Genomic DNA, 18,896 nt, shown 5'->3' on the forward strand with positions numbered 1-18,896 from the left:
GGTATCTAAGACCTTGGTGAAAACCCTTATTTGTGAACAATATAGTCCATCATCTGAGCAACATTATCAATCCTGAGGCCGCAGTGGCTGTGTTACAAAATGGTCAAGAGCTTACGTTGACGTAAACATCAGCAGCGTGGCTGTCAGGCATAACAACAAAAACCGAAGACTGTGAAGGTGAAACGAATGACTCAGCATGTACCGCTCATGATTGGTGGCGAATTTGTTCAGAGCGAAGCCAGCCAGTGGCTGCCGGTCACCAACCCGGCGACACAGGAAGTGCTGGCGCAGGTGCCCTGTGCGACTGAAGCGGAAGTCGAGCGTGCCGTTGAATCGGCAAAGCAGGCGTTTGAGACCTGGAAAGAAACCTCCATCGGCGACCGTGCCCGCCTGATGCTGCGTTACCAGCACCTGCTGAAAGAACACCATGACGAACTGGCCGAGCTGTTGGCTCAGGAAACCGGTAAAACCTTCGAAGATGCCAAGGGTGATGTCTGGCGTGGTATCGAAGTGGTGGAACATGCCTGCAACATCGCGTCCCTGAGTATGGGTGAAACCGTTGAAAACGTGGCCCGCAAAATCGACTGCTACAGCATCACCCAGCCGCTGGGCGTTTGTGTCGGTATTACCCCGTTCAACTTTCCGGCCATGATCCCGCTATGGATGTTCCCGATGGCAATCGCCTGCGGCAACACCTTCGTGCTCAAGCCTTCCGAGCAGGACCCGCTTACGCCGATGCGTCTGGCCGAGCTGTTCAAGGAAGCCGGTGCGCCGGATGGCGTACTGCAGGTCGTCCACGGCACCAAGGATGTGGTCAACCAGCTTCTGACCCACAAGGATACCCCGGCGATCTCATTCGTGGGTTCCGTCAACGTGGGCGAGCATATCTACCGTACCGGTACTGATCACATGAAGCGTGTACAGGCCTTTGCCGGTGCCAAGAACCACATGGTCGTAATGCCGGATGCCTCCAAGAATCAGGTGGTCAACAACATCGCCGGTGCCTCCGTCGGCGCCGGTGGCCAGCGCTGTATGGCAATCTCCGTGGCGGTCTTTGTGGGTGAATCCCGCGAGTGGATCCCGGAAGTACGTGATGCTCTGGCCAAGGTGCGCCCGGGCGCCTGGAACGATCCCGAAGCCGGTTACGGTCCGCTGATCAACCCTCAGGCACGTGAGCGTGTGCTGGGTCTGATCCAGGAAGGCAAGGATGCCGGTGCGGATTGCATTCTGGATGGCAGTGAATGTGTCGTCGAGGGTTACCCGGACGGCAACTGGGTCGGCCCGACCATGTTCCGCAACGTCACCCGCGACATGTCCATCTACCAGGAAGAGATCTTCGGACCGGTGCTGATCGCGCTTGAGGTGGATACACTGGAAGAAGCCATCGCCCTGATCAACGAGAACCCTTACGGCAACGGCACGTCCATTTTTACCTCCTCAGGTGCGGCGGCGCGCAAGTACCAGCACGAGATCAAGGTAGGCCAGGTCGGCATCAACGTGCCGGTGCCGGTGCCGCTGCCGATGTTCTCCTTCACCGGCTGGCGCAAGTCGTTCTACGGCGATCAGCACGCCTATGGCAAGCAGGCGGTGAAGTTCTACACCGAAACCAAGACCGTTACCGCACGCTGGTTCGAGGACGATATCGCCTCCGGTCCGAACATGACCATCCAGCTGAAATAAAACGCGGCTTTGATAGCCGAGAGCCCGGTGGAGGTGCATGCCGCAGCCGGGCCATAACAATAATAAAGCGTGTCCGAGGTATGGAATGGATTTTGAACTGAACGAAGATCAGATCGCCTTTGCCGACATGGCACGGGCATTTGCTCAGAACGAACTGGAACCGCACGCGGCCGAGTGGGACCAGGAATCCGTGTTTCCGGTTGATGTGCTGCAAAAAGCCGGTGAGCTGGGGTTCTGCTCGCTGTACACCCCTGATCGTGTGGGCGGTCTGGGCTTGAGCCGGTTGGATGCCAGCATCATTTTCGAGCAGCTGGCCATGGGCTGCACCTCCACCACGGCGTATATCACCATTCACAACATGGTGAGCTGGATGGTGGCGGAGTTCGGTGGTACGGCTGTGATCGAACAGTGGGCCGAGGGGCTTGCCAGCGGTCAGTTGCTGGGATCCTACTGCCTGACCGAACCCAATGCGGGTTCCGATGCCGCTTCGCTGAAAACCACCGCCCGCCGTGAAGGTGACGAGTACATCCTCAACGGCAGCAAGATGTTCATCTCCGGCGCCGGCAGTACCGATGTGCTGGTGGTGATGGCGCGTACCGGCGGCGAGGGTGCCGCCGGGATCTCTGCCTTTGCCGTCGATGCCAAAAGTGATGGCATCAGCTATGGCCGCAAGGAAGACAAGATGGGGTGGAATTCCCAACCCACGCGAATGGTGACCTTCGAAGACGTGCGTGTGCCGGCCTCACATCTGCTGGCGGAGGAAGGCGAAGGCTTCAAGATTGCCATGAAAGGACTGGATGGTGGCCGCATCAACATTGCCACCTGTTCCGTTGGTACCGCCCAGCAGGCGTTGAACAAGGCCCGTGAATACATGTTGGAGCGCAAGCAGTTCGGCAAGCGTCTGGCCGATTTCCAGGCACTGCAGTTCCGTCTGGCAGACATGCAGACCGAGCTGGTTGCGGCGCGTCAGATGGTACGCCTTGCCGCCAGCAAGCTTGATCTGGGTCATCCGGATGCCACAACCTATTGTGCCATGGCCAAGCGTTTCGCCACCGATGTGTGCTACAACATCTGCGACGAAGCCCTGCAGCTGTACGGTGGCAATGGCTATATCAAGGAATATCCGTTGGAGCGCTACCTGCGTGATACGCGCGTTCACCGTATTCTGGAAGGTACCAATGAAGTGATGCGCCTGATCATTTCCCGCCGCGTGCTGGCGGACGGCGCAGCCGAGCTATAAGGAGAGCAGGGGATGTCTGAACTGATTCGTGTCGAAAAACGTGGTCACACGGCATTGCTGACCATGAACAACCCGCCGGCCAACACCTGGACGGCTGATAGTCTGCAGGCGCTGGTGCAGATTGTCGAAGGTCTCAATGCTGACCGCGATATCTGGAGTCTGGTGCTCACGGGCGAGGGCGAGAAATTCTTCTCTGCCGGGGCCGACCTCAAGCTATTTGCCGATGGTGATCGCAGCGTGGCCCGTGATATGGCCCGCCTGTTTGGCGAGGCTTTCGAAACCCTGAGCCGTTTCCGAGGCGTGTCCATCGCGGCAATCAACGGTTTTGCCATGGGGGGCGGCCTGGAAGTGGCGCTGGCCTGTGATCTGCGTGTGGCCGAAGCTCAAGCGCAGATGGCCTTGCCGGAAGCGAAAGTAGGGCTGCTGCCCTGTGCCGGCGGCACCCAGAACCTGACCTGGCTGGTGGGTGAGGGCTGGGCCAAGAAAATGATTCTATGCGGCGAGCGTGTCAAGGCAGACAAGGCGCTGGAGATCGGCCTGGTGGAAGAAGTTGTCGAGCAGGGGCAGGCTCTGGAGCGTGCGCTGCAGCTGGCCGAGCAGGTCGGCGAGCAGAGCCCCTCGGCTGTTGCGGCCTGCAAGACGTTGATCCAGTCCGGTCGCAGCCGTCCGCTGGATCAGGGCTATATTATCGAGCGCGAGCTGTTCGTGGACCTGTTCCACACTGAAGATCAGCGCGAAGGGGTCAATGCCTTCCTCGAGAAGCGCAAGGCCGAATGGAAAAATCGCTAATCGCCGGCAATCAATCGGGAGTCCGAGCATGAGCTGTGTACTGTTTACCGAACACACGACCAGGGACGGTCAGATCATCGGCGAAATCCGCCTCAATGCGGAAAAGTCGCTGAACGCCCTGACCCTGGAAATGATTGACCTGATCCAGCCCAAACTGGATGCCTGGCGTGATGACCCCAATGTGGTGGCCGTCCTGCTGGACAGCAGTGGCGACAAGGCTTTCTGTGCCGGTGGCGACATCGTCAACCTGTACAAGTCGATGGTTGAAGGCGATACCGAGTTTCCGGATCAGTTTTTCAGCCGCGAGTACCGGCTTGATTACGCACTGCACACCTATCCCAAACCGGTCATCTGCTGGGCCAGCGGAATCGTCATGGGCGGAGGCATGGGTCTGATGAATGGTTGCAGCCACCGTGTGGTGACTGAAACAACCCACCTGGCGATGCCGGAAGTGACCATCGGCCTGTACCCGGATGTCGGTGGCAGCTGGTTCCTCAACCGTATGCAGTGCGGCACCGGCCTGTTCCTTGGCCTGACCGGCAATCCGATCAATGCCGCGGATGCCCTGCATCTTGGGCTGGCTGACCGTGCCCTGACCACCGACATGCGTGACGGCATGCTGGAGCGTTTGCGCGATGAAGAATGGGGCGAGGATGCTGGCGGTGTGGTCAGTCGCGTGCTGCGTGAACTCGAGGAAGAATGCCGCGCGACTTTTGCCGACATGCCGGCCCCCATTCGTGCGCACGAGGACCTGATCCGCGAGGTGACCGACCATGACTCCGTTGAAGAGATGGTCGAGGCCCTGCTGGCAGTCGAGTCCGACGACAAATGGGTCAAGCGGGCACAGAAGGCGATCGGACACGGCAGTCCGCTGTCGATCAAGCTGATCCACGAACAGCTGCGCCGCTGCCGCCATCTGTCATTGCGCGAGGTGTTCCAGCAGGAGCTGATTGTATCGGTGCAGTGCTGCCGTCACCGCGAGCTGCAGGAAGGCGTGCGCGCCCTGCTGATCGACAAGGACGGCCAGCCGAACTGGACGTTCGACAGCGTTGAAGAGGTTGATCCGGACTTCCTCAACGGCCTGTTCGAGGCCCCGTGGCCGAAGCACCCGCTGGCGGATCTCTGATATTTGAACGGGGCGGCTTTGGCAGCCCCTAAGGTATACTTTTACAATAACAACAAGGACTTACATCATGGCAACAATTGCATTCATTGGCCTGGGCAACATGGGCGGCCCCATGGCGGCCAACCTGGCCAAGGCCGGTCATGCCGTCAAGGCGTTCGACCTTTCTCCCAAGGCGCTGGAAGTGGCGGCCGAGCAGGGCTGCCAGATTGCCGACAGTGCCCAGCATGCGGCCAAGGGCGTTGATTTCGTTATCTCCATGCTGCCGGCCGGCAAGCATGTGGAAGGCCTTTATGTATCCGGTGACCAGCCCCTGTTTGACCTGGTTGATGCGCATACTCTGGTCATTGACTGCTCCACCATCGATGCCGAAACCGCGCGCCGCGTCGCCGCTGCCGGTGCCGAAAAGGGCATTGGCTTTATTGATGCACCGGTGTCCGGCGGTGTAGGCGGTGCCCAGGCTGGCACGCTGACCTTTATCGTCGGTGGCTCGCCAGAGCAGTTCCAGCTGGCACAGCCGATTCTGGAGTGCATGGGCAAGAACATCTTCCATGCCGGTGACCACGGTGCGGGGCAGATTGCCAAGGTCTGCAACAACATGCTGCTGGGCATTCTGATGGCCGGCACCTGTGAAGCACTCAACATGGGCGTCAAGAACGGGCTGGATCCGGCCGTGCTGTCCGACATCATGAAGCAGAGCTCCGGCAATAACTGGGCACTGCAGGTCTACAATCCCTTCCCGGGCGTGATGGACAGCGTGCCGGCCTCCCGTGACTACCAGGGCGGTTTCCAGGTGGATCTAATGTTCAAGGACCTGGGACTGGCCATGGAAGTGAGCCAGCAGAGTGCGGCGGCCACCCCGATGGGGTCGGCGGCCCGTGCACTGTTCAACCTGCACAAGTCGGCCGGTCATGGTGGACTCGATTTCTCCAGCCTGATCAAGCTGTATCAGGACGTCGACTGATACCCGGCTGAACCGGCGCATTCAGAACGCCGGGCCTTGAGGCGGTACTTGCAGGTGCCGCCCGTGATAACAAGAATAATACGAGGTAGAGCATGGATTATAACGAGCAGTACGCGGCTTCCATCGACAACCCCGAAGCCTACTGGGCCGAGCAGGCGAACAACATCGCCTGGTACAAGGCGCCCCAAACCATTCTGACCACCACCGACTGGGGCACCCACAGCTGGTACGCCGACGGTGAGCTGAACACCTGTTACCTGGCCGTTGACCATCAGGTCGAGCAGGGGCGCGGCGAGCAGGTCGCGCTATACTACGATTCACCCGTGACCAACACCAAGGAAGCGATCACCTTCAACGACCTTCAGGGCCGCGTCAGCCGCTTTGCCGGTGCCCTGCGCAACCTGGGGGTTGAAAAGGGCGATACCGTGGTCATCTACATGCCGATGATTCCCGAAGCGGCCGTGGCCATGCTGGCCTGCGCCCGCCTGGGGGCGGTGCACTCGGTCGTCTTTGGCGGTTTTGCGCCCCACGAATTGGCAATCCGTATCGACGATGCCAAGCCCAAGGTGATTCTGACGGCGTCCTGCGGCATCGAGTTCGACAAGCAGATCGCCTACAAGCCGCTGGTCGACAGAGCGATAGAACTGGCCGAGCATACGCCGCTGCATACCCTGGTGTGCCAGCGACCGATGCTGAAGGCCGAGTTGGACCCTAGCCGTGATCTGGACTGGTATCAGGCCCAGGAAGGCGTCGAACCGGCCGAGTGTGTGCCGGTGAAAGGCTCTGACCCGCTGTATATCCTGTATACTTCCGGCACTACCGGCCAGCCCAAGGGCATCGTGCGTGACAACGGTGGCTATGCCGTGGCGTTGCGCTTTGCCCTGAACAACGTATACGGCATGGAAGCCGGTGATGTCTGGTGGGGCGCCTCCGATATCGGTTGGGTGGTGGGCCACTCCTTTATCGTCTACGGCCCGCTGATGGGCGGCTGCAGCGCCATCTTCTATGAAGGCAAGCCGATCAAAACCCCGGATGCCGGTGCTTTCTGGCGCATCATCGAGGAGTACAAGGTCAACTCTATGTTCTGTGCGCCCACGGCGTTTCGTGCCGTGCGCAAGGAAGACCCCGAAGGTGCACTGGCCAAGCAGTACGACCTGGGCAGTCTGCGCCGGGTGATGGTGGCCGGTGAGAAGCTGGATTCCTCCACTTATCAATGGCTCAGCGACCTGTTGCAGGTGCCGGTGGTCGACCACTGGTGGCAAACCGAGACTGGCTGGCCGGTGACGGCACCGATGATGGGCTGGGACAACCCGTCCGCGCCGCGTCTGGGCTCGACCAATAAGCCGATTCCGGGCTATGACATTCAGGTACTGGACGGCGATGGCGAGCCGGTGGCAGCCGGTGAGGCGGGTAATATCTGTATCAAGCTGCCTTTGCCGCCGGGTGTCGCCTGGAGCATCTGGAACAATAACGACCGCTTTGTGAGCTCCTATCTGAGCACCTTCCCCGGTTACTACCACACCGGCGATGGCGGCCATAAGGATGCCGATAACTACGTGTATATCACCGGGCGCACCGATGATGTCATCAATGTCTCCGGCCATCGCCTCTCGACCGGGGAGATGGAAGAGGTCGTATCTGCCCATGCCGCCGTGGCCGAATGTGCCGTGATCGGCATTGCGGACGAGCTGAAGGGGCAGGTGCCGGTCGGATTGATCGTGCTCAAGGGCGGCGTCGAGATCGACGAAACGCAACTGGAGCAGGAACTAGTGGCGATGGTGCGTGAGCAAGTGGGCGCGCTGGCCTGCTTCCGTCGTGCCGTGGTGGTGCAGCGCCTGCCCAAAACGCGTTCGGGCAAGATTCTGCGTGCCATCCTGCGCAAGATCGCGGCTCAGGAAAGCTACACAACACCGTCTACCATCGACGATGAAAGCATCCTGGGTGAGATCGAAGACAAAATTAAAGCGGTAGGTATTGCCTGATTATCGCTAACGGGGAGCCGAAATCGGCTTCCCCACGCAGATCGATCTTATCGGATTGATACTCTCGGACTTGGGGGAAGTGACTTCCCCCTTTTTTATGCTTAACGGAAACGGGCAATTTCGTGGCAGGTATCTTCAGCCGTGTCATGATGCAGCAGCTCAACGCGATACTGATTGCCGGTAAGACGTTCGAGTGATTTCTCGATCAGGCCAAAGCCGAAAAAGCAGATGGAACGCTGGCCGACCGGTGACGATTCCACCTGGCCCAGGTGATTGAACTCACAGCCCTTGATTCGAATTTTGACGCTATCGCCTTCGGGTTCCATGTTGACCTTGTCAAAGGTACCGATATTGCTGAGTGCATCGGCGAGCAGGCTGCAGGCTTCCGCCGGCGGCAGCTGCTGGGGCCAGTCTGGCCACAATTCGCTGCTGCTGTGACTGCCCATGTCGCGCATGGTGGCATGAGCACCCATCTGGCCAAGCATCTCGCTCAGTCCGGTGGAAATACGGGCGAGAATGACGTTACGGGGGTCGACTGACATGGTTGCATCTCCTTGCATGAATGATCCTTTATTTGCCGTCAGCGCGGCAGTAATGGACATAAGCTAACACCCGTTTGGCATATCAACAATTGCTATCGGGGCTGGCCTTGATCTGGCGCGGGTTTGTGGTTGGGGTGGTGCTTGAGCGCACTCCTAGGCACAATAGGCCCTGAGCAGAGTCATTCCGATCTGCCGTCATAGAAGAGGGCATGCCATGAGCCAGAACACCCCCCATCCCAAGTTTATTGAAGCGATGCAGCAGCTGTCTGCCATGAGCGAAGAAGAGCGTCTTTCTGAGGCAAACAAGGAGTTGTTTGAACAGGCGATGAACTATGCCCCGCTGGATATTCAGCCTGCTTTAATGGCCATTCGTAAAAAATACGAGGAACCCTTGCACTGATATCACGCCCGATTCGGAGACCTGCGCCGGATGCCTGGCATCCGGCTTTTGCCCATGTCTGAAGCTCATACCCCCGCCACTACCGCTACACTGCCTGCCGTTCTTGTTGGCCCCATCCTGCGCCGGGTGACCCCGGAAGAGATCACGATCTGGTGCCTGACAACACGTCCGCTTGAGTTTGCGCTGCAGTTGAAGTCAACGCAGTCAACTCTGCTGGACCGTCCCCTGCATCCTGACGAATGCTGGTCATTGCAGGTCGGGGAACGGGCCTGGGTCTGCCTGCTGCACGTGACAACCGACCAGGCCCTGCCTCAGGGCGAGCGAATCGAATATGACTTGAGGACGCGGATCGATGGGCAGGGCTGGTGCTCACTGACCGAATGGGGGCCTGAACTGCTGTACCCCGGCGAGCGCTTGCCCGGTTTTGTACTACAGCCGCGCCTGACCTCGATTCTGCATGGCTCCTGCCGCAAGCCGCATCACCCGTCCAAGGACGGACTGGCACGGGCGGATGCCTGGGTTGAGCGCCACCTCGATGTACCGGAGCAGTTGCCGGCCGCGCTGATGCTCAGCGGTGATCAGCTGTATGCCGACGATGTGGCTGGCCCCATGTTACGAGCGGCACATTGCTTGAGTGACCGCCTTGGGCTCTGGGACGAGCAATTGCCGGGTGACGTGGTGGCCAATGGTGTGGCCCTGCGGCAGAGCCCGCACTGTTACTACGAACGTGAACAGCTGCTGCCGAAAGACCCGTTGAGTGAAGATGTGCGCGAGCGCTTCTTTGCGGGGGTGCGCAAGCCGATCTTCACCAGCGACTCGGCGCATAACCACCTGATTACCTTTGCGGAAGTGATCGCCAGTTACTGCCTGGTATGGTCGCCGCTGGCCTGGCAGAACCTGAAGCTGACAGCACCGCCCCTATCGCCGGGGCATGCAGCCCTATACGACAGCGAAGATGAAGCCGTCAGCGGTTTTCGTGCCCAGCTGCCGCAGGTGCGACGGGTCATGGCGCACCTGCCCACCTACATGATTTTCGATGACCATGATGTGACCGATGACTGGAACCTGTCGGCCGCCTGGGAGATGTCGGCCTATGGCCACCCGTTCTCGCGCCAGATCATCGGCAACGCCCTGATCGGTTACCTGCTGTGTCAGGGCAGTGGCAATGATCCCCGCAAGATCCGCAAGCACCTGGGTGAGCATGTCGAGTCATGGTTGGACAGTCAGGCGCCTGACGATCAACAGACGTTGATCGGTGAATTGATTGCTTTCCAGCGCTGGGACTACCTGATCCCGATTGACCCGGGCGTGCTGGTGCTCGATACACGCACCCGGCGCTGGCGTGCCGAGCGCAACCTGCGCAGCCCCTCCGGGTTGATGGATTGGGAAGCCTTGACGGAACTGCAACAACAGCTGCTGGATCGCAAGGCTGTCATTCTGGTATCACCGGCGCCGATCTTTGGCGTGAAGCTGATCGAGACCATTCAAAAGGCATTTACCGCTTTTGGCCAGCCGCTGATGGTGGACGCCGAAAACTGGATGTCGCACCCCGGTGCCGCTAACGTGATGCTGAACATTTTTCGTCACACGCGCACGCCCGAGCACTTCGTGATCCTCTCGGGTGATGTGCATTATTCCTTTGTCTACGACATCGAAATCCGTTTCCGCAAGGGCAGCCCCAAGATCTGGCAGATCACCAGCAGCGGCCTGAAAAATGAATTTCCGCACCGCCTGCTGAAAATTTTCGACCGCCTGAACCGCTGGCTCTACGCACCGTCGTCGCCGCTGAACTGGTTTACCCGTCGACGTCTGATGCGGGTGTCGCCACGCCGGCCCGAAGGTGCGGCGGAAGGGTGTCGACTGGTCAATAATGCCGGCATCGGCTTGGTACGTTTTGCTGCAGACGGCGAGCCGGAAGAGGTCTGGCAGCTGGGGGCGGATGGTCATGACGTACGCTTCGATCTGAGCGATGAAGAGGAGCATTGGGGCTGAAGCGGCGCTGGCGTATAATCCGCGGCCGTTATCAATTCCCATCGCATCTGTTGCGGAGAAGTGTTCACCATGAAGCTTTACTGGAACCGCCTGCAGGACAGTCTGGAACGTCTGCGCGCCAACAAGCTATTCGAGACCTTCGTCATCGGCGTGATTATCGCCTCGGCATTGCTGATCGGTGCCAAAACCTATGAAGAGGCTTCTCGCTTTGATCAGCTGCTGCGCTGGCTGGACCTGGGCGTTACCCTGTTCTTCCTGTTCGAGATCATCGTGCGCATGGCGGCGGAAAAACGCCTGCTGAACTTCTTCCGCAGCGGCTGGAACATTTTCGACTTCATCATCGTGGTGGCGAGTCTGGTACCGATCAATGATTCGGAAATGGTACTGGTCGCACGCCTGTTGCGCGTCTTCCGCGTGTTGCGACTGGTGTCGATGATTCCCGAGTTGCGCGTACTGCTGGCGGCACTGGTCAAGTCCATTCCGCGCATGGGCTATGTCGCACTGCTGATGTTCATCATCTTCTATATCTATGCCGCCATCGGCAGCTTCATGTTCAACAGCGTGGATCCGGTGCTCTGGGGCAATATCAGTATCGCCATGCTGACCCTGTTCCGCGTCGCCACCTTCGAGGACTGGACCGATGTCATGTACGCCACCATGGATGATTACCCCTACAGCTGGATCTACTACCTGACCTTCATCTTCCTGACGGCATTCGTGTTCCTTAACATGATGATTGGTATCGTGCTGGACGTGATGCAGAAGGAAAGCGCAGCCGAACAGCTGGAAAGCGGCGAAGGCGAAGCGGCCGAAGTCCACTGGATGCGTGAGCGTATGGTGCTGATGAGCGAACAGCTTGAGCGTATCGAGCGTCGTCTGGAGGAGCAGGGCAAAGGATGAAGCCGGGCCCGCTGCAGTACTATCAGCAGGCGTTGCGCCAAGGCTTTGCGCCCGATGCTGCCCAGTCCACCGCCGTGGATAGTCTGCAGCAGCTGCACGACCAGCTGCATGATCCATTACGCACGCGGGGTGCTGCGGTGCAGGGGCTCTACCTTTGGGGAGCGGTAGGCCGTGGCAAAACCTGGCTGATGGACAGCTTCCATAACAGCCTGAGAGTGCCTGCGCGCCGCCAGCATTTTCATCACTTCATGCGCTGGGTGCACCAGCGCCTGTTTCAGCTCAAGGGCACCGTCAACCCGCTGGACGCGCTGGCCTTTACGCTTGGGCAAGAGGTGCGGGTGCTCTGTCTGGACGAGTTTTTCGTCAGTGATATCGGCGATGCGGTGGTGCTGGGCGGGCTGGTACAGCGCTTGCTGGCGCAAGGTGTGGTCATCGTGACGACCTCCAACCAGCCGCCGGAGCAGCTCTATGCTGACGGCTTCAACCGTGAACGCTTTGTGCCCGCCATCAACGCGATCCAGGCCGGTATGCAGATACTGGCGGTGAACGGCCCTGAAGATCACCGCCTGCATCCGGGTGTGACGGTGCAGCGCTACTGGGTGCAGCAGAGCGGGCGGACGCCATTGGCAACCGCGTTCAATGCCCACCGGCAGGGTGAGCGTCGTTCCGAGCCTCTGACGCTGGGCAGCCGCCAGATCCACGTGGTGCAACAGGATGAATATCAACTCTGGTGTCGCTATGATCAGCTCTGTGAAGTGCCACTGGCGGCCAACGATTACATCCAACTCTGCGATCGTTTTCGCCAGATATTGCTCAGTGAGGTGCCTTGCCTGGTGGCCGAGCGTCAGGAAGCACGCATCGCTCGTGGTACCGAGGATGGTGCCAGTCGCGTAGTGGCAGGGGACCGTCAGCTGCCACGCATGTCGGTGCGTGATAATGGCGTCCGCCGCTTTATTGCTCTGGTCGATGAATGCTACGACCGCGGCGTCCCCCTGCTGATCGAGGCAGAGGTGCCGATGGACGCGCTGTACCCCGATGGGTATCTGGGCTTTGCCTTCAAGCGCACCCTTAGCCGGCTGCGCGAGATGCAGTTCGAACGCTTTGGCCGATCACTAAATGCCTAAGCCCTGAGCCGGGCGCAACACGGCTCATCACATCAACATGTGCAGCGTGGAAACCCATCGATGCTGCCAAGGAGGGAAACACAATGCTGCGATTACTGGGCAATATCATCTGGTTTGTATTCGGCGGCCTGATCATGGGGCTGGCCTGGTGGTTCTTTGGCCTGCTGGCGCTGATCACCATCGTCGGTATCCCCTGGGCACGTTCCTGCTTCGTGTTGGGGGCTTTTTCCTTCTTCCCCTTTGGCAAGGAACCGGTCAACCGCCGCGACCTCACCGGCCGCGATGACATCGGCACCGGCGTGCTGGGCCTGATCGGCAACATCATCTGGTTCATCTTTGCCGGCGTCTGGCTCGCCATCGGTCACCTGATGTCCGCCGTGGCCTGCTTCATCACCATCATCGGCATCCCCTTCGGCATTCAGCACCTCAAACTGGCGATGATCGCCCTGGCCCCAGTGGGGCAGACGGTGGTGGACAGCGATCGTCAGCGCTGGGTGGAGTGAGGTCGGTCACCCCTCACCAGCAGAGGCACTGTCGCTGGATGTTTTATTTCCATGCTCGACAAACTCGCGCAGGTGCTTGAATACATAGGGGTAAACAGTCGGATTACGGTGGCGTACATGTAACACCTCCAGCGACTTTAGATACCATTCCGGTAAGCCGTCCTCATCGTGCTGCAAACGGTATATGCGGCCAAAATTCATCATTTTTTTCTGAGGGGCGCCTTTCAAGCCGCAGAAGTACAGCTTGTGCGCATGGCTGAACCAGATACTGGTCATGCCTTCCAAAACCCCTCCTTTTGCTGCATAAGACCCCCGCAAAGGGTAGCCATGCTCATTGAGCCAGTCGTGGAAGACCTTGTGCTCATTTTTCTTGTAACCAATTGCTTTCAGTGTGCCGGGCTCAACTTCACTGTTGATGGCGTTTTGTATGGCCTGATTCAACTGTTTACTGAACGTTTGGCTGACCTCCTCGGCCTGATTCAGGTAGCGCTTGAGCAGCTCTACAGGAATGGCCTGCCCGGTCTTTTGCAGTAAAAGCTGCATCTGCTGATGCAGGCTCTCATGGTTGGGGAGTGTGACGGCGCCGGTATCATGAATCAGCAGGACGGTCTTGGTGTTCCGATTAAAAATAAAATGCGGCCGCTGATACCCCGTGCAAAGTGTTTTGATCTGGGTGTCATCCAGTGCCAGCATGATCTCTTCTACCAAGTCTTCAGTGGCGTAAAACAGATCAAGACGCTTGTGACTGACTTCAGCGCAGGCCCAGGGCCAGGGCGCGTCCCACTTGAGTTTAGGTACGTCCGGCTTGACCGGATAAATGAACACGAGTGCTTCCGGTATGTCAGGATAGGGAGCGAGCAGGCAGCGCTCCTTGACTTCCCGCTTGATCAACAGCTCCTTCAGCAGCACTTCGCAGATTTTAGGCGCCTGTTTCTTGCTGGCTTTCATGAGGCGACCGGCATCACAAAACTGCAGTAGCTCATTGGCATGTGATTGATAAAGCTCGGGGTAAGGATCAGTCAGCCCGTTTTCTTTGTAATAATCAGCGCTTTCAGCAAGCACAAGGTTGTACTGCCCCGGTTTTACTTGTGCTCCGATCACCGCGGTATGGCCCAGTGTTTTCAGCAGGGTTTGCAGGCGATGTGAAGCGGATGGGTCAACGGCAAGATCGACGATGTTGAGTGGCGTCTCTGCAATCAACGCGTGTAGCCCGGCGTACTGCTGATTCGCATCTTTCTCCGCGATACGGACCTGCTCTACATCCAGCGTTTTAAGTTGCAGAGTGGCAAGCCCGCTGTATACCTGAGTAAAGGTTTCCAGACACAGTGCCAATACACCCGCGCGCGATTCATAAAAAGCCTCTGGGTTGTTTTGATCGATATGCAGTGCTTTTGACCGGTTGCGCCTGTCGCTGTAACGGGGCAATTTGAAGTACTCGCCATCGTGCTTGCGCCCAACGTTTTGGCTCAACAGATCAAATGCAAAGCGGGGTTTGAATCTCGCCCTTGGGTAAGGTTGACCGTCGGCATCCAGATGCCAGTGGGCGGGGGTAAAACTGGCTGTTTTGAGTGCAATATGTTGCCAAGGGGTACCGGTTGCCCAGGATGGTTCGACCTCCACACAGATCAGTTCCTTACCCAGACGATTTTTGTAGTGTTTGGTTTCTACGCAGTAATAAAAACCGTTGGCCTCAAACCAGTCGTGAGTTGCACTCGGTTGCAGGTGTGGTAGGGCTCGTACCAGCAAAATACTGACCAGCCATTGGGGCAAGGTATCAACGGATTGGATCTGTCTGACCCCGACATCAGATAAATCAAACTCAACCGTTTGGCCTTTCTTGAACATCAGGACATAACATTTCTCCTTCCCGTACTGCGCCAGAGCGAGCATGTTGCCACCGGCGGCTCTGTAGACAGCCGAAACAAGTGTCGCAAGCGCCTGCTTATCAAGTCCCGGATACTGGATGGCAACAAGATCAAAACGTTCGTCAAAGGCATCAGCCTTGTAATCCATTGAATCGATGAGGCTGGTATGAATCAGAGTCATGCAATCTCTCCTGTCCATGTGATCAGCTGGTGCAGATGTTGGCTAATCGAAGCGCCGGTTTCGGTATCGATCAGGCCCGGCAGGCAGAGCACCTCGGCCTCCGAGGGCGGTGCCGGTTTCAGGTCGTGATCGAGCGTCTGCATCGGGCTGTCCAGCGCAATAGCGTTAATGTAGACGACATGGCGGATATCGCTATGGTGCTCAAGCTTGGTGGCTTTTACCCTGTGCCAACTTGCATCGCCGCTGTGTTGCCAGTGTTTGGCATCAATGGCAAGGCGTACCCCGTTTGGCGATGTTGCGATAAAGTCGAACACTTCATACAAATTTTCCGGCATAGGGGTAATAGTAAACCCCGCATCGGTCAGTAGCGCCCTGACACATTCTTCGCCAAGGGCGCCAAGATAAATATTGCTGAATGCCCCCGGCGTCATCACATAAGACGCCTGCAGCCATTGGCGTGCAAACCCCTGTTGTTCAAAGTGGGCCCGTGCAACCGGGTTGCGCATCAGCAAGGCCAATCGACTCTGCTCTTCACCCACCCAGCGCGGCTTTTCAACCTGATCAAACAGTTTGATATCCGCCGGATTCGATGCCTGCGTCGGTCCGTCCACTTCCAGTGAGCCTTGGTAGGCATAGGGCAATTCAGGTGAATACAAATATAACTTGGGGCAGCGGGTATCCGGTTCCGGCAGTGTCGGGTGACGTAATAGCTGATGCCGCAGGGCTTCCCAGTTATGAATGGCGTCACGGCGACCCTCACGTACACCGTTGAGCAACTCGCGTATCAGTGCCAGGGTATCCAGCGTGAATAGCCGCGCGCGGTTATACGCCTGTCGGGTATCGGGTGTCAGCTCAGGCGTGCTATTCAGCGCCGCGCGGCAGTAGTCACGTAGCGCCCTATATTCGTGGGATAGGGTGTGGTGACTACGGTGGTCATCCGCCAGTTTTGTTACCAGCGCCTGATCGAGCAGCAGATCAATCTGCGGTCGCTTGAACGCGGTACGTGCGGTGCGCCCAACGGCCTGTTCGATGATGCGGCGGATGGCGCGGTCCGCATCACCGGTACGATAATAGCGACCAAGATTACGCATCTGCTCCTGGCCTTGCAGGATTTGAAAGGACCATGAGCGGGCCTCTTCATGTGCGATCCAGCCGGACTCCTGCAGGCTCAATACCTGGTGCAGCAGTTTCAGGCGACGGCGATAGGGTTCTTCGGCGTCATCCATTAGCAGGTGAGTGGGTTGTGCCAAATACAGTGTGTCGATATCGGTTGTGGCCTGTGCGGGTGCCGGCCCTTCACCCACCCACACCAAGTTCTCAAGATCCGCTTGAACCCCAACGGGGTAATCGGGATTTTTGCCTTCGCCCATGGATGCATAGGTGGAAAAGACAACCACCTTGTCGGTGGTGGATGACAAATGGTCCTGTAGCGCCGTGAAGTGTCCTTCACGCATCGATTGCGCATCCATGCCGGCAAATATTCTGATCGGCCGTGTCGACAAGGGAGCAAGATGACACTGCAGTTGCTCGATAAAACCACTACTTTGCTGTTTTTTCAGTGTTGCCGGCAGCATGACCAACATATAGCGCCCATGCTTGCTGGTGGCAAAATACTCAACGGCCTGAATGACCTTTGAAAAACGTTCAAGCATCAGGTTGGCCTGGTTGTCCTTGAAGTCTTCCTTGCCAAGCAAGCCCATCAGAATGGCCCCCGGCCTTGGCGAGCTGGAGCCAAGAATTTTTTGAATGCAGGCCTGGGAGTGGCGTAATGATTGAACATTCACTTCAACACCGGCTGCGGTGTAGTTACGGCGGCTTCTATAGTAGTCATGAATACGCGTTTGTTCCTTGGGCGTCAGCTGGCGGTAGCCTTGCCCCAAACGGGTACGCAGGTACTGCTGATCAAAGTTGCCAATCACTGTCTCCGATGCCGCCGTAGCACTGATCCCCAGAATGGCAGCACCCGCACCCACCATCCGTGCGAGCAAACCGGTAGGCGACACGGTCAAACCATGAAAATGGCAACCTACACTATCGGTCACCCCTGGGGCGCGGGCGATATCGATCATTTTAAGACCGCTGTCATGATAACTGCGCTGTGCCATCCGTAACTGCTGGTCAGGTTTGCTCCCGCGGGTAGGAATCTGGCTGTCAAAGGATGCAAATACATCTTCGGCAAACTGGGACAGATTGAGCTGCGCCAGTAGTGACAGCACCGCTTCCTGAAAGGCACCATCGATGCCGGGAGCCTGATGTGTGGTGTTGCGTAGAATTAGCCATACAGCCTTGCGCATGCAGGTCAGAAAACCGCGATAAATCCAGTCGGCCTCGTTTACAAAGCGGGTCAGGCGGTCAAGATGGGCACCATCTTCGGTGGCGAGTTCACGGTCATGGCTGACAATCAGGTTTTTGCGTTTGACGTTGTCGGACTCAAGAAACAGACGGTGGGTATGGCTGTTTACATGCGTCAGTGTCCGATCGGAAAAAAGGCGCACCGGTTTGTCTCCGAGGCTGTCACCGGACACGTTGAAGGAAAAGGCGGTCTGCCAATGGGTCTCGAAGGCTTCGAGTTGCTGAATCAATGGCTCAAACAGCGCTTCCACATCGGTATAACGGGGCGAATCCTCAATGCGGTGACGGGAAAGGTTGGTGCTCAGTGTGCGAGTGACGTTGATCAGGTCACGCACTTGCTGCTGACACATCAGATCCAGCATGACCTCGTTCTGCCGGTCGATTTCATCAATGATCAGGAGCTGCCCGGCCAGTTTGCGCAAAGGGTAAATACGGTGGCATGCACTTTGGTAACCATTAAAAAACTTGTGAGTGGTCATAAACAGTGCATCGGCACATTGACGCCTCACCTTGTCGCCGGGCAAGAGCCTGTCAACAGCCTGTTGTTGGCGATGGTTTAAACACACCTCATGTTGTCGGTTCTGGCGCTGAATACCATCCACGATACGATGAAATAGCTGGCCCGCACGGCTGTGCAGTTCCTCACGCATCTCGGCTTTCAGGCGGGGATGTTCATCCAGATGGCTGCTCAGGTTCTGCAGGCTTTTCCAGTCCTTGGTCAATTGCGGTAACTGCCATAGGTCGAAAGCATCAAGCAGGATTTCGACGTCATCATGCTGCATCGTCAGCATCTGCTCGGATTGGGCCGGCAAATAAATAATCCTGCTCAGCAGATAAGCCTGTTGATCATTGGTAAATCTTGGCTTGTCATCCAGGGTTTGTGTTGAGATCAGCTGCTGTAACAAGCGAAAAGCGGATTGAACATTATCCACAGTGCTGGTCATGTAACTGACTGGTCCTGGCAGTTCCTCACCGGTCAATTCGGCTTCGATTCGCGCCAGCATGCGCTCAAGCATCAGCGCCGCGGCACTGTGGGTTTTGCCGATTCCTGTTTGTGCGGGCAGGGGAACGAAGCAGCCTGTATGCGTTTTATTCTCCAACGCTTCGGCCAACTCAATCTGCAGCAGTTCATCCAAGGGTGACAGTGGTGGTTTTTGGGTAAAGTCAAAACAGGCAAAAGGATGCATGGCGAGCCTCTTGAGGTGTGGGACATATCAAGCGTAGAAGGTTTCATACACTTTCCAACCGTCACATCCTGT

At 57.6% G+C, this 18,896-nt stretch carries 14 protein-coding genes; 11 read left to right on the top strand and 3 right to left on the bottom strand.

The genetic code is table 11. From position 1 onward, the window contains the following. Positions 1-186 precede the first annotated feature (186 nt). The 6 genes from KTN04_RS13670 (at position 187) to KTN04_RS13695 (ending at position 7,778) form a co-directional block, all read left to right on the top strand. Positions 187-1,680, top strand: a complete 1,494-nt coding sequence (locus tag KTN04_RS13670) for a CoA-acylating methylmalonate-semialdehyde dehydrogenase (protein ID WP_217335798.1) — start codon at positions 187-189, stop codon at positions 1,678-1,680. 85 nt (positions 1,681-1,765) lie between these two features. Continuing rightward, positions 1,766-2,920 (top strand): acyl-CoA dehydrogenase family protein, encoded by a 1,155-nt coding sequence (locus KTN04_RS13675; RefSeq protein ID WP_217335799.1) that lies wholly within the window; start codon positions 1,766-1,768, stop codon positions 2,918-2,920. A 12-nt stretch (positions 2,921-2,932) separates the two neighbouring features. Further along, complete coding sequence (locus KTN04_RS13680; protein WP_217335800.1) at positions 2,933-3,709, top strand: enoyl-CoA hydratase; 777 nt, start codon at positions 2,933-2,935, stop codon at positions 3,707-3,709. Positions 3,710-3,737: 28 nt separating this feature from the next. Then, positions 3,738-4,835 carry an enoyl-CoA hydratase/isomerase family protein gene (locus KTN04_RS13685; protein WP_217335801.1) on the top strand — a complete coding sequence of 366 codons (1,098 nt, stop codon included), beginning with the start codon at positions 3,738-3,740 and terminating at the stop codon, positions 4,833-4,835. Positions 4,836-4,902: 67 nt separating this feature from the next. Then, the gene (mmsB, locus tag KTN04_RS13690) at positions 4,903-5,796 is read left to right on the top strand and encodes a 3-hydroxyisobutyrate dehydrogenase (RefSeq protein ID WP_217335802.1); all 894 of its coding nucleotides are present in this window, start codon (positions 4,903-4,905) and stop codon (positions 5,794-5,796) included. Positions 5,797-5,888: 92 nt separating this feature from the next. Further along, positions 5,889-7,778, top strand: coding sequence for a propionyl-CoA synthetase (locus KTN04_RS13695; protein ID WP_217335803.1), 1,890 nt, complete (start codon positions 5,889-5,891; stop codon positions 7,776-7,778). Between the two features lie 101 nt (positions 7,779-7,879). Here the strand turns inward: KTN04_RS13695 and KTN04_RS13700 are convergent, their stop codons facing one another. After that, on the bottom strand, positions 7,880-8,320 hold the full coding sequence (locus tag KTN04_RS13700; RefSeq protein WP_217335804.1) for a hypothetical protein: 441 nt from the start codon (positions 8,318-8,320) through the stop codon (positions 7,880-7,882). Positions 8,321-8,534: 214 nt separating this feature from the next. On the opposite strand from KTN04_RS13700, the gene KTN04_RS13705 reads away from it, so the two are divergent. From KTN04_RS13705 to KTN04_RS13725, 5 genes are all read left to right on the top strand, one after another. Further along, positions 8,535-8,720, top strand: coding sequence for a hypothetical protein (locus KTN04_RS13705; RefSeq protein ID WP_217335805.1), 186 nt, complete (start codon positions 8,535-8,537; stop codon positions 8,718-8,720). Between the two features lie 54 nt (positions 8,721-8,774). Beyond that, the gene (locus KTN04_RS13710) at positions 8,775-10,712 is read left to right on the top strand and encodes an alkaline phosphatase D family protein (RefSeq protein ID WP_217335806.1); all 1,938 of its coding nucleotides are present in this window, start codon (positions 8,775-8,777) and stop codon (positions 10,710-10,712) included. Positions 10,713-10,781: 69 nt separating this feature from the next. Then, complete coding sequence (locus KTN04_RS13715; RefSeq protein WP_217335807.1) at positions 10,782-11,612, top strand: ion transporter; 831 nt, start codon at positions 10,782-10,784, stop codon at positions 11,610-11,612. Continuing rightward, entirely contained in the window at positions 11,609-12,736 is a 1,128-nt protein-coding gene (zapE, locus tag KTN04_RS13720; protein WP_217335808.1) for a cell division protein ZapE, read from the top strand. The genes KTN04_RS13715 and zapE overlap by 4 nt, the downstream gene beginning before the upstream one ends. A gap of 83 nt (positions 12,737-12,819) precedes the next feature. Next, positions 12,820-13,239 carry a YccF domain-containing protein gene (locus KTN04_RS13725; RefSeq protein ID WP_217335809.1) on the top strand — a complete coding sequence of 140 codons (420 nt, stop codon included), beginning with the start codon at positions 12,820-12,822 and terminating at the stop codon, positions 13,237-13,239. Between the two features lie 6 nt (positions 13,240-13,245). On the opposite strand, the gene KTN04_RS13730 is transcribed toward KTN04_RS13725, so the two are convergent. After that, complete coding sequence (locus KTN04_RS13730; RefSeq protein WP_217335810.1) at positions 13,246-15,285, bottom strand: hypothetical protein; 2,040 nt, start codon at positions 15,283-15,285, stop codon at positions 13,246-13,248. Next, positions 15,282-18,824, bottom strand: coding sequence for a hypothetical protein (locus tag KTN04_RS13735; protein ID WP_217335811.1), 3,543 nt, complete (start codon positions 18,822-18,824; stop codon positions 15,282-15,284). The genes KTN04_RS13730 and KTN04_RS13735 overlap by 4 nt, the downstream gene beginning before the upstream one ends. Positions 18,825-18,896 lie beyond the last annotated feature (72 nt).

It is taken from the genome of Marinobacterium weihaiense (assembly GCF_019061305.1).
GTDB classification, from domain to species: Bacteria; Pseudomonadota; Gammaproteobacteria; order Pseudomonadales; family Balneatricaceae; genus Marinobacterium; species Marinobacterium weihaiense.

What these genes read in the sequence shown, in the direction of transcription:
- KTN04_RS13705 (WP_217335805.1), top strand. Translation starts at nt 8,535, where the DNA reads ATGAGCCAGAACACCCCCCATCCCAAGTTTATTGAAGCGATGCAGCAG.
- KTN04_RS13680 (WP_217335800.1), top strand. Translation starts at nt 2,933, where the DNA reads ATGTCTGAACTGATTCGTGTCGAAAAACGTGGTCACACGGCATTGCTG.
- zapE (WP_217335808.1), top strand. Translation starts at nt 11,609, where the DNA reads ATGAAGCCGGGCCCGCTGCAGTACTATCAGCAGGCGTTGCGCCAAGGC.
- KTN04_RS13695 (WP_217335803.1), top strand. Translation starts at nt 5,889, where the DNA reads ATGGATTATAACGAGCAGTACGCGGCTTCCATCGACAACCCCGAAGCC.
- KTN04_RS13735 (WP_217335811.1), bottom strand. Translation starts at nt 18,824, where the DNA reads ATGCATCCTTTTGCCTGTTTTGACTTTACCCAAAAACCACCACTGTCA.
- KTN04_RS13730 (WP_217335810.1), bottom strand. Translation starts at nt 15,285, where the DNA reads ATGACTCTGATTCATACCAGCCTCATCGATTCAATGGATTACAAGGCT.
- KTN04_RS13700 (WP_217335804.1), bottom strand. Translation starts at nt 8,320, where the DNA reads ATGTCAGTCGACCCCCGTAACGTCATTCTCGCCCGTATTTCCACCGGA.
- KTN04_RS13715 (WP_217335807.1), top strand. Translation starts at nt 10,782, where the DNA reads ATGAAGCTTTACTGGAACCGCCTGCAGGACAGTCTGGAACGTCTGCGC.
- KTN04_RS13685 (WP_217335801.1), top strand. Translation starts at nt 3,738, where the DNA reads ATGAGCTGTGTACTGTTTACCGAACACACGACCAGGGACGGTCAGATC.
- KTN04_RS13725 (WP_217335809.1), top strand. Translation starts at nt 12,820, where the DNA reads ATGCTGCGATTACTGGGCAATATCATCTGGTTTGTATTCGGCGGCCTG.
- KTN04_RS13675 (WP_217335799.1), top strand. Translation starts at nt 1,766, where the DNA reads ATGGATTTTGAACTGAACGAAGATCAGATCGCCTTTGCCGACATGGCA.
- KTN04_RS13710 (WP_217335806.1), top strand. Translation starts at nt 8,775, where the DNA reads ATGTCTGAAGCTCATACCCCCGCCACTACCGCTACACTGCCTGCCGTT.
- KTN04_RS13670 (WP_217335798.1), top strand. Translation starts at nt 187, where the DNA reads ATGACTCAGCATGTACCGCTCATGATTGGTGGCGAATTTGTTCAGAGC.
- mmsB (WP_217335802.1), top strand. Translation starts at nt 4,903, where the DNA reads ATGGCAACAATTGCATTCATTGGCCTGGGCAACATGGGCGGCCCCATG.